The 12,138-nt window shown below is 62.9% G+C and carries 15 protein-coding genes and 1 tRNA gene; 11 read left to right on the forward strand and 5 right to left on the reverse strand.

Features of this window, described 5'->3' with window-relative positions; all coding sequences use genetic code 11:
* Position 1 precedes the first annotated feature (1 nt).
* The 5 genes from ACLRDN_RS01800 to ACLRDN_RS01820 are packed head-to-tail and all read left to right on the forward strand — an operon-like array spanning position 2 to position 4,764.
* Entirely contained in the window at positions 2 to 796 is a 795-nt protein-coding gene (locus ACLRDN_RS01800) for an ABC transporter permease (protein ID WP_039790459.1), read from the forward strand.
* Positions 793 to 1,107, forward strand: coding sequence for a (2Fe-2S)-binding protein (locus tag ACLRDN_RS01805; RefSeq protein WP_039790460.1), 315 nt, complete (start codon positions 793 to 795; stop codon positions 1,105 to 1,107). Before ACLRDN_RS01800 ends, ACLRDN_RS01805 begins: the two co-directional genes overlap by 4 nt.
* Complete coding sequence (locus ACLRDN_RS01810) at positions 1,104 to 2,555, forward strand: FAD-dependent oxidoreductase (RefSeq protein WP_413458723.1); 1,452 nt, start codon at positions 1,104 to 1,106, stop codon at positions 2,553 to 2,555. The genes ACLRDN_RS01805 and ACLRDN_RS01810 overlap by 4 nt, the downstream gene beginning before the upstream one ends.
* Positions 2,552 to 3,724 carry an NAD(P)/FAD-dependent oxidoreductase gene (locus ACLRDN_RS01815; RefSeq protein ID WP_413458724.1) on the forward strand — a complete coding sequence of 391 codons (1,173 nt, stop codon included), beginning with the start codon at positions 2,552 to 2,554 and terminating at the stop codon, positions 3,722 to 3,724. Before ACLRDN_RS01810 ends, ACLRDN_RS01815 begins: the two co-directional genes overlap by 4 nt.
* Positions 3,721 to 4,764: an ABC transporter substrate-binding protein gene (locus ACLRDN_RS01820; protein ID WP_413458725.1), complete on the forward strand. Its 1,044-nt coding sequence runs from the start codon at positions 3,721 to 3,723 to the stop codon at positions 4,762 to 4,764. The genes ACLRDN_RS01815 and ACLRDN_RS01820 overlap by 4 nt, the downstream gene beginning before the upstream one ends.
* 76 nt (positions 4,765 to 4,840) lie before the next feature.
* Here ACLRDN_RS01820 and ACLRDN_RS01825 read toward each other — a convergent pair whose 3' ends face one another.
* Positions 4,841 to 5,068 carry a hypothetical protein gene (locus ACLRDN_RS01825; protein WP_413458726.1) on the reverse strand — a complete coding sequence of 76 codons (228 nt, stop codon included), beginning with the start codon at positions 5,066 to 5,068 and terminating at the stop codon, positions 4,841 to 4,843.
* A gap of 204 nt (positions 5,069 to 5,272) precedes the next feature.
* Here ACLRDN_RS01825 and infA point away from each other — a divergent pair, with 204 nt between their 5' ends.
* Together infA and ACLRDN_RS01835 are read left to right on the forward strand one after the other, a co-directional pair.
* Positions 5,273 to 5,536, forward strand: a complete 264-nt coding sequence (gene infA, locus ACLRDN_RS01830) for a translation initiation factor IF-1 (protein WP_006713209.1) — start codon at positions 5,273 to 5,275, stop codon at positions 5,534 to 5,536.
* A gap of 118 nt (positions 5,537 to 5,654) precedes the next feature.
* On the forward strand, positions 5,655 to 5,912 hold the full coding sequence (locus tag ACLRDN_RS01835; protein WP_413458727.1) for a hypothetical protein: 258 nt from the start codon (positions 5,655 to 5,657) through the stop codon (positions 5,910 to 5,912).
* Between the two features lie 254 nt (positions 5,913 to 6,166).
* On the opposite strand, the gene ACLRDN_RS01840 is transcribed toward ACLRDN_RS01835, so the two are convergent.
* Both ACLRDN_RS01840 and ispB read right to left on the reverse strand, forming a co-directional pair.
* Positions 6,167 to 6,243, reverse strand: a tRNA-Pro gene (locus ACLRDN_RS01840).
* Positions 6,244 to 6,259: 16 nt separating this feature from the next.
* Complete coding sequence (gene ispB, locus ACLRDN_RS01845) at positions 6,260 to 7,210, reverse strand: octaprenyl diphosphate synthase (protein ID WP_413458728.1); 951 nt, start codon at positions 7,208 to 7,210, stop codon at positions 6,260 to 6,262.
* A 369-nt stretch (positions 7,211 to 7,579) separates the two neighbouring features.
* Between ispB and rplU the strand changes: the two genes are divergently transcribed.
* From rplU to proB, 4 genes are all read left to right on the forward strand, one after another.
* Positions 7,580 to 7,891 carry a 50S ribosomal protein L21 gene (gene rplU, locus ACLRDN_RS01850; RefSeq protein WP_006713215.1) on the forward strand — a complete coding sequence of 104 codons (312 nt, stop codon included), beginning with the start codon at positions 7,580 to 7,582 and terminating at the stop codon, positions 7,889 to 7,891.
* A gap of 48 nt (positions 7,892 to 7,939) precedes the next feature.
* Complete coding sequence (gene rpmA / locus ACLRDN_RS01855; protein ID WP_006713216.1) at positions 7,940 to 8,197, forward strand: 50S ribosomal protein L27; 258 nt, start codon at positions 7,940 to 7,942, stop codon at positions 8,195 to 8,197.
* Positions 8,198 to 8,399: 202 nt separating this feature from the next.
* Entirely contained in the window at positions 8,400 to 9,509 is a 1,110-nt protein-coding gene (gene cgtA, locus ACLRDN_RS01860) for an Obg family GTPase CgtA (RefSeq protein WP_121042573.1), read from the forward strand.
* Positions 9,510 to 9,625: 116 nt separating this feature from the next.
* A complete protein-coding gene (gene proB, locus ACLRDN_RS01865; RefSeq protein WP_121042575.1) occupies positions 9,626 to 10,744 on the forward strand; it encodes a glutamate 5-kinase in 1,119 nt (372 codons plus the stop codon).
* A gap of 129 nt (positions 10,745 to 10,873) precedes the next feature.
* On the opposite strand, the gene ACLRDN_RS01870 is transcribed toward proB, so the two are convergent.
* Positions 10,874 to 11,452 carry a CNP1-like family protein gene (locus ACLRDN_RS01870; protein WP_413460332.1) on the reverse strand — a complete coding sequence of 193 codons (579 nt, stop codon included), beginning with the start codon at positions 11,450 to 11,452 and terminating at the stop codon, positions 10,874 to 10,876.
* A 5-nt stretch (positions 11,453 to 11,457) separates the two neighbouring features.
* On the reverse strand, positions 11,458 to 12,048 hold the full coding sequence (locus tag ACLRDN_RS01875; RefSeq protein ID WP_413458729.1) for an RNA pyrophosphohydrolase: 591 nt from the start codon (positions 12,046 to 12,048) through the stop codon (positions 11,458 to 11,460).
* Positions 12,049 to 12,138: the final 90 nt, after the last annotated feature.

The following is a 12,138-nucleotide window of genomic DNA, read 5'->3' on the forward strand; positions in this document are numbered from 1 at the left end:
CATGAACAAGAACGGACCGATTGCATTGTGCTTCAATGCGCTGGTGATCCTCTTCACGCTGGCCCCGATCCTGGTGGTGTGCGTGATCGCCTTCACCCCCGAAAACACCCTGACCATGAACGGGCCTGAATTCTCGCTGCGCTGGTTCAAGGCGGTGTTTGAGTTTCCTGATTTCGTGAGCTCCTTCTGGAACAGCCTCTGGCTGGCGCTGGCAGCGGCCACCATCTCCACGGCGCTGGCCATTCCGGCGGCCATGGCGCTGGTGCGTTATCCGCATCGCTGGTCCGGCGTATTGCAGGGCCTGTTCCTGTCGCCGCTGATCATTCCGCACCTGGTGCTGGGCGTGGCGCTGCTGCGCCTGTTCTCGGTGGTGGGTGGCGCGGGCAGTTTCGGCTGGCTGGTGCTGGCGCACTCGCTGGTGGTGACGCCCTACACCATGCGCCTGATCATGGCCGCGCTCATCGGCTTCGACCGCAGCGCCGAGCATGCCGCCCTGTCGCTGGGGGCCACGCGCTCCACGGTGTTCCTGCGCATCACCCTGCCGATGATCCTGCCGGGCATCACCGGGGGCTGGCTGCTGGCCTTCATCAACAGCTTCGATGAAGTCACCATGTCCATCTTCGTGACCTCGCCCTCGACGGTGACGCTGCCGGTGCGCATGTACATGTATGCCACCGAATCCATCGATCCGATGATGGCGGCCGTCTCGGCGCTGATGGTGGGCATCACGGCGGTGGCCATGATCATCCTGGATCGGGTCTATGGCCTGGACCGCGTGCTGGTGGGGCGTTCATGAATCACACCTCTGCTCCTGCACAGGCCCAGCTGGTGCGGCTGGCCGAAGGCGATCGCGCTGCGGTCAGCTTCACGCTGGACGGCCGCCCGGCGACCGCGCTGGAAGGCGACACGGTGCTGACCGCCGTGCTGACCAATACCTGCAGCCTGCGCCGCAATGAATTCAGCGGCCAGCCGCGTGCCGGCTTTTGCATGATGGGCGCGTGCCAGGATTGCTGGATCGCCACCGACAGCGGCGAGCGCCTGCGCGCCTGCTCCACCTTCATCCGTGCCGGCATGCAATTGCGCAGCGGCCAGGAGGAACCCGCATGACGCGCGCAGCTCCCGTCATCGTCGGTGCCGGCCCGGCCGGTGTGCGTGCGGCGCAGACGCTGCTGGCCCATGGCGTGCGGCCCATCGTCATCGATGAAGCCGCGCAGGCTGGCGGCCAGATCTATCGCCAGCCGCCGCGCGGTTTCCTGCGCAGCCGCAAGACGCTCTACGGTTTTGAAGCCAGTCGCGCGCAATCGGTGCACAGTACTTTCCATGCGCTGCGCGAGGCCATCGACTATCGTCCCGGCACCCTCGTCTGGAATGCCCAGCCGGGTTTGCTGGACCTGATGGAGGGCGGTGCGCAATCCGCGTCCACCCTGGCCTGGGAAGACATCATCGTGGCCACCGGTGCGACTGACCGCGTGCTGCCTTTCCCCGGCTGGACCACGCCGGGCGTCTATACGCTGGGCGGCTCGCAGGTCGCGCTCAAGTTCCAGGGCTGTGCCATCGGGCGCTCGGTGGTGTTGGCCGGCAATGGTCCGCTGCTCTATCTGGTGGCCTATCAATATGCCAAGGCCGGTGCGCGGGTGGCGGCGGTGCTCGACAGCAGCAGCCTGGCCGACCGCATCGCCGCACTGCCCGCCATGCTGGGCCAGCCGGCCTTGCTGGCCAAGGGTATCTACTACCTCGCCTGGCTCAAGCTGCATGGCGTGCCGGTGCATTCGCACGCGCGGGTGCTGCGCGTGGAAGGCGATGCGCGCGTGCAGGCGCTGGTCTGGCGCCGCGAGAACCTGGCAAGCGCAGGTGGCAAGCCCGGTCCCGAGCAGCGCATAGAATGCGATGCCGTCGGCTTCGGCTATGCACTGCGTTCTGAAACGCAACTGGCTGATCTGCTGGGTTGCCGCTTCCAGTTCGACAGCCTGCAGCGCGCGCATCTGCCGGTGCGCGACAAGAGCACCCGCAGCAGCGTGCCGGGCGTCTATCTCGCCGGTGACGGTGCCGGCATCATGGGGGCCGATGCCGCCGAGCTGGCCGGCGAACGCGCTGCGCTGGCCTTGCTACAGGATCGCGGCATCGCCGTCGATGCGGCCCGTGTGACGCAGATCGAAGCCGAGCTGGCGCGCATCGGCGCTTTCCGACTCGGACTGGAACGCGCCTTCCCCTTCCCCGAACGCTGGGCGGCCACCGCACCGGACGATCTGGTGATCTGCCGCTGCGAGAACATCCGCGCCGGTGAATTGCGCGCGGCCGTGCGCGAGAAAGGCGCAGCGGAAATGAACCGGCTCAAGGCGCTTACCCGCGTTGGCATGGGCCGTTGCCAGGGCCGCATGTGTGGTGCGGCGGCCGCCGAAATCCTGGCGCATGCTGCCAGCCTGCCGGTGCAGGAAGTCGGACGGCTGCGCGGCCAGGCACCGATCAAGCCGATTCCATTGGGCATGCATGTACCGGCGCCCGAGCCGGTCCCGGCGCGCGTGATCGCGCTGCATGCGCAGGAGGATGCCTCATGAAGAGCCTCAATACCGAAGTCCTCATCATCGGCGGCGGCATCGTCGGCACCTCGGCTGCACTGGTGCTGGCCAAAGCCGGACGCCGCGTGACCATCCTGGAGCGCGACCTGTGCGGTGCGCGTTCCAGCGGCATCAATTATGGCGGCGTGCGCCGCCAGGGCCGGCCCGAAGTGCAGCTGCCGCTGTCGCAACGCGCACATGAGATCTGGGGCGATCTGCAGTCCCTGATCGGCACCACCGGCGAATACGAACGCAGCGGCCACTTCAAGCTGGCCCGTAGCGAGGCCGACATGCAATCGCTGATCGCCTATGCCGAACTGAGCCGCCCCTATGGCCTGGGGATCGAACTCATCAGCGGCGAACGCCTGCGCCAGCAATGTCCCTGGCTGGGTGGCGCGGCGGTCGGCGGCTCGCTGTGTCCCGAAGATGGCCAGGCCAATCCGCGCCTGGTCTCGCCGGCCTTTGCGCGCGCGGCCGAAGCGGCAGGTGCGACCGTGATCGAGCGTTGCGAAGTCATGCAGGTGGGCCACGATGGCCGCGACTTCGTGGCCGAAGCGCGGCAGGGTGGCGATACCCTGCAGGTGCGTGCGGAAGTGCTCATCAATTGCGCCGGTGCCTGGGCCAATCGCATGGCGCAATCTTTTGGCGAGACCGTCCCCCTGACCAGCGGCCATCCCAGCATGGTGGTGACCGAACCGATTCCCCACTTCCTGCCCTGGAGCCTGGGCGTGGAGGGCGGCTCCATCTACTGCCGCCAGGTAGCGCGCGGCAACGTGGTGCTGGGCGGCGGCCGCGGCTACGAGCAGGATGAACTGCGCGCCCGCGCCTCGCACGATTCCATTCTCGGGCTGCTGCCGCAGGCGGCGGCCTTGCTGCCGGCGCTGCGCCATGTCCACATCATCCGCAGCTGGAGCGGGGTGGAAGGCTACCTGCCGGACCACCATCCGGTGATCGGCCCCAGCACCACGCAACTGGGCCTGCTGCATGGCTTCGGTTTCTGCGGTGCCGGTTTCCAGATCGGGCCGGCTGCCGGTGAGGCGCTGGCCGAGCTGGTACTGCATGGCCGCAGCACCATCGCGCTGGATGCTTTCTCGATTGGCCGTTTCCTGGCGCCACGTTCCGACGCTGTCGACCTGTTGTCCTCCCACCCTGAAAGGAAGATCTCATGATGTCGCTTTCCCGCACCGCTGCCCTCGGACTGTTGCTGGCCGCCACCGTCGCCCAGGTGCAGGCGCAGACCCGCACGCTGTACGTCGGCATGAATGGCGGCAACATGGAGAAGACCTTCACGCAGGCGGTGTTCGCTCCCTTCGAGCAGAAGTACAACGTCAAGATCGCCGTGGTGCCCGGCGGGTCGGCCGACATCCTGGCCAAGGCCCAGGCCGCCAAGGACAAGCCGCAGATGCACCTGATGTTCCTGGACGATGGCGTGATGTATCGCGCCGTCGGCATGGGCCTGTGCGAGAAGCAGAAGCCCAATCCGCACCTGGCCAACCTGCTGCCGGTGGCGCACATCAAGGATGACCTTGCTACCGGCGTGACCATCAGCGTCACCGGCCTGGCCTACAACACCAAGGTCTATGCCGAGAAGGGCTGGGCGCCGCCAACCTCCTGGCTCGACCTGGCGGACCCCAAGCTCAAGGGGCGCGTGGTGTTCCAGTCGCTGCCTTCGTCCACCTTCGGGTTGCATGCCTTCCTCGCCTTCAACCAGCTCAAAGGCGGCACGGATGCCAACGTCGATCCCGGCTTCAAGGCCTGGCCCTCCACCATCGGGCCCAATGTGCTGGAGTACATCTCCAACTCGGCCAAGATTTCCGAGATGGCACAGACCGGCGAGGCGGCCCTGTTCCCTTACACGCCCACGCAATCGACGCTCTTGAAGAGCAAGGGCGTGCCGGTGGAATACGTGCAGCCCAAGGAAGGCGCCATCGTGCTGATGGTGGCGCAGTGCGTGATCGCCAACAATACCGAGCCGCAGCTGGCCCAGGAGCTGGCAGCCTACCTGCTCTCGCCGCAGGCGCAAGCCCTGGCGCTGGAAAACGGCAACTACAACCCGACCAATACCAAGGTCCAGGTCAGCGGCACGGCAGCGGCCGAGCAGGCGCGCATGAATGGCTTCGTCAAGGCCGCACGGGCGGTGGACTGGGATGAGATCAACAAGAATCGCGCCGTCTGGAATACGCGCTGGAGCCGCACCATCGAGCGATGAGATCGGCCGCCCGACGGCCTGAAACGCAGCAATGTGTAAATGATTTATCTGTTTTTGCAGAACCTCTGGTAGTTTTTTACGCCACCCTCGCGGTGGCGTTTTTTTGCGCTGAAGGCGTGCGGCGCAATGTTTTGTTTATCTGTGGCATCGATGAATCGATATCGATTGTGCAATGGCGCAGATAAACCACAGCAGGGCGCGCTGTGGCGCGCATTGGCGGGAGGGGCAAAAATCGCGTATAATGCATGGATCGCTCAAGAACCGAGCGGAAATCCTGATCCCCACGCGTCTTGTCGTACAGCATCTTGCAATCCGCGTGATTCGCATCTTCATCCGCTTCCCCGAGTAAAGACACTGCGCTGCCGGTCTCGCCGCCAGCGGGTTCAACTGTCCTCCGACCTTAACGCTCCCGGCCTCCCTTGGCGTGGCCAGTCGTCAAAGCCAGAGATTGCAAATCCCCGAGCCCTTCCTCTGTCGAGGTCGCGTGCTCACGCACAAGAAAGAGAAAATGGCAAAAGAAGAACTGATCGAAATGCAAGGACAAGTCTCCGAAGTCCTCCCCGACTCCCGTTTCCGGGTGGCGCTGGACAACGGCCATTCGCTGATCGCCTACACGGCTGGTCGCATGAAGAAGAATTTCATCAAGATTCTGGCGGGCGACAAGGTCACGCTGGAACTGTCTCCCTACGACCTGAACAAGGGTCGCATCATCTTCCGTCACTTGGAACAGCGCGGCCCCAGCGGCCCCCGTCCGGGTTTCCGCCGCCGCTGAGTTCGCGCGGCGCGCCCTCCCACGCCTGCGGGAGTGGTGCGCCGCCTGACATCTCGCGGTTGCCCGCCTGCGGCGACGGCCTGTGCTCACATGATCGGTTTTGCGAAAGAAAAAAAATATGCAAGCTCCGGTCAATCATCGGGAGCAGTACAAGGGCTTTCATATTTCGCTGCGCTGTCATGGCGCGGGCGGGCTGTGGGAGGTTACCGAAGTTCATATCGCCGACAGCAGCGGGCTGGAGCCGCCCTTGTTTCCGCGTCGCCAGCTGCCTGGACGGTTCGATAACGCGGCGCTGGCCGTGGAGCGCGGCATGGGCTGGGCGCGGGCGGTGATCGACAATCTGGATCCGACGCTGGATGGGGATTGGGGCAGTTGAGTGGCGCCACCGCGTCGACAAGGCCCCGGTCTGGCAGGAAATGGAACCTGAATGAAGTTTTCGGAAATGCCCCGCCAGGAATCTGGCTGAGCGGGCAGGTCCGCAAGGCCGATGTGAAAGAAAAGGCGGAATGCGCGATGTCGCGCATTCCGCCTTTTTGTTGGGTGGTGGCCGGCAATGGGCAATGGAATCCGGAAATAAAAAAGCCCAGCATCGCTGCTGGGCTTTTTTGTCCTTGATCTACAAGGTAATTCTGGTCGGGGTGAGAGGATTCGAACCTCCGGCCTCTACGTCCCGAACGTAGCGCTCTACCAGGCTAAGCTACACCCCGTCGAGTGAGATCTAAGTCAGTGATTTCGATCTACTGCGAAAGCCGATAATTTTAACAGGGATTTTTTGAATTGGCTATCAGGAAGTGAAATAATTGCATCCGCAGCGCGCCGGGCGGCGATTTCCGCCTGTTCGCGCGTATAAGCCAGGGCGCCCGAATGGGTGATAGCCGACAGCACTTCGTCGAAATGCTGTTCATCACCGTTCTCGATGCAGGTGCGCACCAGTTCGCGCTGCTGCGGGGTGCCGTGCTGCATCAGCCAGATCAGCGGCAGTGTCGGCTTGCCTTCGCGCAGGTCGTCGCCGACGTTCTTGCCGATCTCGGCGCTGTTGCCGGAATAATCCAGCACGTCGTCGATCAGCTGGAAGGCGGTACCGATGGAGCGGCCATATTCACCGGCGGCTTCGATCCCGGCTTCGTCCGCACCCGCAATGAGGGCGCCGATCTGGCTGGCAGCCTCGAACAGCTTGGCGGTCTTGGAGCGGATCACCTGCAGGTAGCCGGCCTCGTCCACATCCGGATTGTGCATGTTGAGCAGCTGCAACACCTCGCCCTCGGCGATGACGTTGGTGGCATCGGCCACGATTTCCATCACGCGGGCATTGCCCACCGACACCATCATCTGGAAGGCGCGCGAATACAGGAAGTCGCCCACCAGCACCGAGGCCGCATTGCCGAACATGGCATTGGCAGTCTGCTTGCCACGGCGCAATGACGATTCGTCCACCACGTCGTCATGCAGCAGGGTAGCGGTATGAATGAATTCGATCACGGCCGCCAGCGAATGGTGATGCTCGCCCTTGTAGCCGAAGGCATTGGCGATGAGCACTACCAGCACCGGGCGCAGGCGCTTGCCGCCCGCACTGATGATGTATTCGGCGACCTGGTTGACCAGCGGCACCTCCGAGTACAGCTGCCGGCGGATGACTGCGTTGACCGCCTCCATGTCGGCGACGATCGGATGCATGATGGTTTGTTGCGAAGCGTTTTGTACGGCGGCAGACAAGGCGGAACCTGTGGGAAATGGTTATTCCCCGGATTATACGATGACAAGCAGGCAGCACGCCAAAGAGCGTGTGGGCAGGAACTGCAGGTTTTTCATTGCCGCCATGAAAATGCCTGCATGCCATCGCGTTGCCGCATGTTGTCAGGCAGGCAAGCCAGCTTGCATTGTCCTGCCGGAAACTGTGTTGTACAGAGGTCGGCCAAAGTGTCAAGTCTTTTGACCGAGCGGCTAAGTGCCTGTATAATTTGCGGTTTTCCTGTTTCGCCATGGGTTTTTGACGGGCGCGGCAAGGGAAAAATCGTTCTTATTCATTCATTCGTGAGGTTTCACATGTACGCGGTCATAAAAACCGGCGGCAAACAATACAAAGTTGCTGCTGGCGAAAAACTCAAAGTAGAACAGATACCGGCTGACATTGGCTCCGAAATCACTTTGGATCAAGTGCTCGCAGTGGGCGCAGGCGAAACCGTGAAGTTCGGTGCGCCGCTGGTCGCAGGTGCTACGGTGCTGGCTACTGTGGTAGCACAAGGTCGCCATGACAAGGTCCGCATCTTCAAGATGCGTCGTCGCAAGCACTACCAAAAGCGTCAAGGCCATCGTCAGAACTACACCGAACTGCAAATCGTCTCCATCAACGCCTAAGCGTTGACCCGAACGAACTGCTCATCCAAAGTCATCAAGGAGTTTTAAATGGCACACAAAAAAGGCGGCGGCACTACGCGCAACGGCCGTGACTCAGAATCGAAACGCCTGGGCGTCAAGGTTTATGGCGGCCAAGTGATCAACGCTGGCGGCATCATCGTCCGTCAACGCGGCACCCGCGTCCACGCTGGCGAAAACGTCGGCGTCGGCAAGGACCACACCCTGTTCGCCCTGAAGGACGGCAAGGTCAAGTTCGTTGTCAAGGGCCTGCAACAGCGTCAATACGCTACCGTCGTTACGGCGTAAGCGTTCCTGTCATCCGGGTTCGCCCGGAAACCAGGCATAAAAAAGGCTCTGCCGATGGTGGAGCCTTTTTGATTTTTGAAGAGCCGTCAACAAAGCGCCGAGCCCAGCCTTCCGTCGGAAGCGCTGGGGTGGGTCCTGACCAGGACCGAGGATGCATCGACGTTTTGTTAGCGGCTCCCATGTCCCATGAGGCGTCCAAATCATGAAATTCATCGACGAAGCACGTATTGAAGTCGTGGCAGGGGATGGCGGCAACGGTGTCGCCAGCTTCTGCCGCGAGAAATTCCGCCCCTTCGGCGGTCCCGACGGCGGCGACGGCGGCAAGGGCGGCACCATCTGGGCCGTGGCCGACCGCAACGTCAACACCCTGATCGACTATCGCTACGCCAAGCTGCACCGCGCTGGTCGCGGCGAAAACGGCCGTGGCTCGGACTGCTACGGCAAGGGTGCCGATGATGTCTACCTGCGCATGCCGGTGGGCACGCTCATCGTCGACATCAACACCGGCGAACACATCGCCGACCTGACCTTCCACGGCCAGACCGTGATGCTGGCCAAGGGCGGCGAAGGCGGCTGGGGCAACATCCACTTCAAGACCTCCACCAACCGCGCCCCGCGTCAGAAGACCGAAGGCAAGGAAGGCGAGCGCCGCGAGCTGCGCCTGGAACTGAAGGTGCTGGCCGACGTGGGCCTGCTGGGCATGCCCAATGCGGGCAAGTCGACCTTCATCACGGCCGTCTCCAACGCCCGTCCGAAGATCGCCGACTATCCCTTCACCACCCTGCACCCCAACCTGGGTGTGGTGCGCGTGAGCCATGAAAAGAGCTTCGTGATTGCCGACATTCCCGGCCTCATCGAAGGTGCGGCCGATGGCGCCGGTCTGGGCGTGCAGTTCCTGCGCCACTTGCAGCGCACCGGTTTGCTGCTGCACATCGTCGACCTGGCCCCCTTCAATGAAGAAGTCGATCCGGTCAAGGAAGCCAAGGCCATCGTGCAGGAACTGAAGAAGTACGACCAGTCCCTGTTCGACAAGCCGCGCTGGCTGGTCCTGAACAAGCTGGACGTGGTGCCCGAGGCCGAACGCGCCAAGCGCGTGAAGGATTTCGTCAAGCGCTTCGGCTGGAAGGGTCCGGTCTTCGAGATCTCGGCGCTGAACCGTGATGGCTGCGAAGAGCTCATCAACGACATCTACAAGTATCTGGAAACCAAGCGCGCCGAAGAGCACCGCGCCGAAGAAACCCAGATGACCGAGGAAGCCCGCGCCATCTCCAGCATTGATCCGGACGATCCGCGCTTCAAGGTCCTGGACTGATTCATGCCGGCGCCGCCCTGAGGCTTCTTGGGGCTGCGCGCGGGGGCGGTTCGGGCTATCATCTCTGCCTGTCGGATTTTCCGACCGCTCCCAGAAGAATCAGAACCCGGAACACTATGCAATCGGTCATTCAACGCGCCAAGCGACTCATCATCAAGGTTGGCTCTTCCCTGGTCACCAATGATGGCAAGGGCCTGGACGCCAACGCCATCGCCCGCTGGGCCGAACAGATCGCGCAGCTGCGCGCGCTGGGCAAGGAAGTGGTGCTGGTCAGCTCGGGTGCGGTGGCCGAAGGCATGCAGCGCCTGGGCTTCGACAAGCGCCCCACCGGCATCCATCACCTGCAGGCCTGCGCGGCCGTGGGCCAGATGGGCCTGGCGCAGATCTACGAAACCAGTTTCCGCAAGCACGACCTGCACACCGCGCAGGTGCTGCTGACCCACGCCGACCTGGCCGACCGCGAACGCTACCTCAATGCCCGCTCCACCCTGTTCGCCCTGCTGCAACTGGGCGTGGTGCCGGTCATCAACGAGAACGACACGGTGGTCACCGATGAAATCAAGTTCGGCGACAACGACACCTTGGGCGCGCTGGTGGCCAATCTGATCGAAGCCGAAGCGCTCATCATCCTCACCGACCAGCCGGGCCTGTTCACCGCCGATCCGCGCAAGGATCCGGCGGCTACCCTCATTTCCGAAGCGCGTGCCGGCGACCCGTCGCTGGAGCTCATCGCCGGCGGCACCGGCACCGGCATCGGCCGTGGCGGCATGCTGACCAAGATCCTCGCCGCCAAGCGCGCGGCCACCTCCGGCGCACATACCGTGATCGCGTGGGGACGAGAGGAACAGGTCTTGACGCGCCTGGCCGCAGGTGAAGCCATCGGTACCCAGCTCAATGCCGAGACCGCGCAACTGACCGCGCGCAAGCAATGGATGGCCGATCACCTCAAGACCGCCGGCCGCGTGGTGCTCGATGCCGGCGCAGTGCAGAAGCTGAGCCTGGAAGGCAAGTCGCTGCTGCCCATCGGGGTGGTCGAAGTCTCGGGCGAGTTCGGCCGGGGTGATGTGATTACCTGCGTGGACGAGAGCGGCCGCGCCATCGCGCGCGGCATGAGCAACTACAACAGCTCGGATGCTCGGCGCATCATTCGCCATCCTTCCTCCGAGATCCAGGCTATCCTCGGATTCGTCGAGGAGCCGGAGCTGGTGCATCGGGATAACCTGGTGTTGCTGTGAAGGCGATGTATCGCATTGCTTGAAAGAAATTATTTATACGATATATACGATATAAATCATTTCGTGAAGGCAATAAAAAACGCGGCCGAGGCCGCGTTTTTTATTGCATAGTGCAGACCGGCAAACGGATCAACGGCGCACAGGATCAATACGCGTCTGCGTCTTGAGGCGATTGACGATGCTCTTGACGTTCTCATTGTCGGCAATGATCTTGCCTTCGCAGAAATAATCCTTGAACAGCGCACCATCGATGCGGTTGACGCCGATGTCGCGGATGTATTGCCACTTGTCGCGGCGTGAGCGCGACCATTTGCCATCGGGATGGCCGAAGGCGTAGGTCTTCTTTTCCCAGGTCTCGCAGCGCATGCCTTCGTACATCACGTTGACCGCACCGCCTTCGGTCTTGGTGAGCACGGTGTAGCGCACCACCTTGTCGGTGCCGATCGACACCGAATTGGTATCGATGTAGGCCTTCATGGTGGCATTCGGGCTGAGGTAGAACTCGGCCAGGTTCTGCTCCTGGGGTGTCGGCGGCAACTGCACGGCGATTTCCTGCCAGGGCTTGTCCTCGTCGTCGAATTCTTCATCGAAGCTCTGCGCCAGTGCGCCGGCGCAGGCCGCCAGCAGCGAGCAGGCCAGCACCGCGCGGCGCAGGCCGCGCACGGTGAACAGGGAATGTGGGGGTTCAGGTTGCTGGAAAGAGGGCATGGAACTCACTTGGTTTCCGGCGTGCTCGCGCCGTTGCAGGGCTGGGCTTGTACGGCCTGGCCCGGATTCTTGTGGGGATGCGCACTGCGTGCGGCTTGCTCGGCACGGCGCGGGCCGTGGCCCGGACGATTCAGGAAGCGCGACAATTCCTGCAGCGCCTGCTGATAGACCTCGCGCTTGAACTCGATGACCACATCGAGCGGCACCCAGTAGTCATGCCAGCGCCAGGCATCGAATTCCGGATGCGAGGTGCCGCGCAGGTTGACGTCGCAATCGCGCCCGACCATGCGCAGCAGGAACCAGATCTGCTTCTGGCCGCGGTAATGGCCGCGCACCTCGCGCTTGATGAAATGATCGGGGACTTCGTAGCGCAGCCAGTCACGGGTGCGGCCGATGATCTTGACGTGCTCGGCACGCAGGCCGATCTCTTCTTCCAGTTCCCGGAACATCGCCTGTTCGGGGGTCTCGCCGTGCTTGATGCCGCCTTGCGGGAATTGCCAGGAGTGCTCGCGTACGCGCTTGCCCCACCACACCTCGTTATTGGCGTTGAGCAGGATGATGCCGACGTTCGGGCGGAAGCCTTCTCGATCCAGCATGGTGATCCTCAAACTTTCTGCGGCTGGAAGTCCCTTTCAGGCAGGCTCATGCGACTGCGGGCGTACACGGAAAAACCGGTACGCCAAGCG

It is taken from the genome of Herbaspirillum huttiense, assembly GCF_047300815.1.
Classification (GTDB): domain Bacteria; phylum Pseudomonadota; class Gammaproteobacteria; order Burkholderiales; family Burkholderiaceae_D; genus Herbaspirillum; species Herbaspirillum huttiense_A.

Coding starts and splice junctions, on each gene's coding strand:
- rpmA (WP_006713216.1), top strand. CDS start 7,940: ATGGCACACAAAAAAGGCGGCGGCACTACGCGCAACGGCCGTGACTCA.
- ACLRDN_RS01820 (WP_413458725.1), top strand. CDS start 3,721: ATGATGTCGCTTTCCCGCACCGCTGCCCTCGGACTGTTGCTGGCCGCC.
- ACLRDN_RS01810 (WP_413458723.1), top strand. CDS start 1,104: ATGACGCGCGCAGCTCCCGTCATCGTCGGTGCCGGCCCGGCCGGTGTG.
- ACLRDN_RS01815 (WP_413458724.1), top strand. CDS start 2,552: ATGAAGAGCCTCAATACCGAAGTCCTCATCATCGGCGGCGGCATCGTC.
- rplU (WP_006713215.1), top strand. CDS start 7,580: ATGTACGCGGTCATAAAAACCGGCGGCAAACAATACAAAGTTGCTGCT.
- ACLRDN_RS01870 (WP_413460332.1), bottom strand. CDS start 11,452: ATGCCCTCTTTCCAGCAACCTGAACCCCCACATTCCCTGTTCACCGTG.
- proB (WP_121042575.1), top strand. CDS start 9,626: ATGCAATCGGTCATTCAACGCGCCAAGCGACTCATCATCAAGGTTGGC.
- ACLRDN_RS01800 (WP_039790459.1), top strand. CDS start 2: ATGAACAAGAACGGACCGATTGCATTGTGCTTCAATGCGCTGGTGATC.
- ACLRDN_RS01825 (WP_413458726.1), bottom strand. CDS start 5,068: ATGCTGTACGACAAGACGCGTGGGGATCAGGATTTCCGCTCGGTTCTT.
- ACLRDN_RS01835 (WP_413458727.1), top strand. CDS start 5,655: ATGCAAGCTCCGGTCAATCATCGGGAGCAGTACAAGGGCTTTCATATT.
- ACLRDN_RS01805 (WP_039790460.1), top strand. CDS start 793: ATGAATCACACCTCTGCTCCTGCACAGGCCCAGCTGGTGCGGCTGGCC.
- cgtA (WP_121042573.1), top strand. CDS start 8,400: ATGAAATTCATCGACGAAGCACGTATTGAAGTCGTGGCAGGGGATGGC.
- ispB (WP_413458728.1), bottom strand. CDS start 7,210: ATGCATCCGATCGTCGCCGACATGGAGGCGGTCAACGCAGTCATCCGC.
- infA (WP_006713209.1), top strand. CDS start 5,273: ATGGCAAAAGAAGAACTGATCGAAATGCAAGGACAAGTCTCCGAAGTC.
- ACLRDN_RS01875 (WP_413458729.1), bottom strand. CDS start 12,048: ATGCTGGATCGAGAAGGCTTCCGCCCGAACGTCGGCATCATCCTGCTC.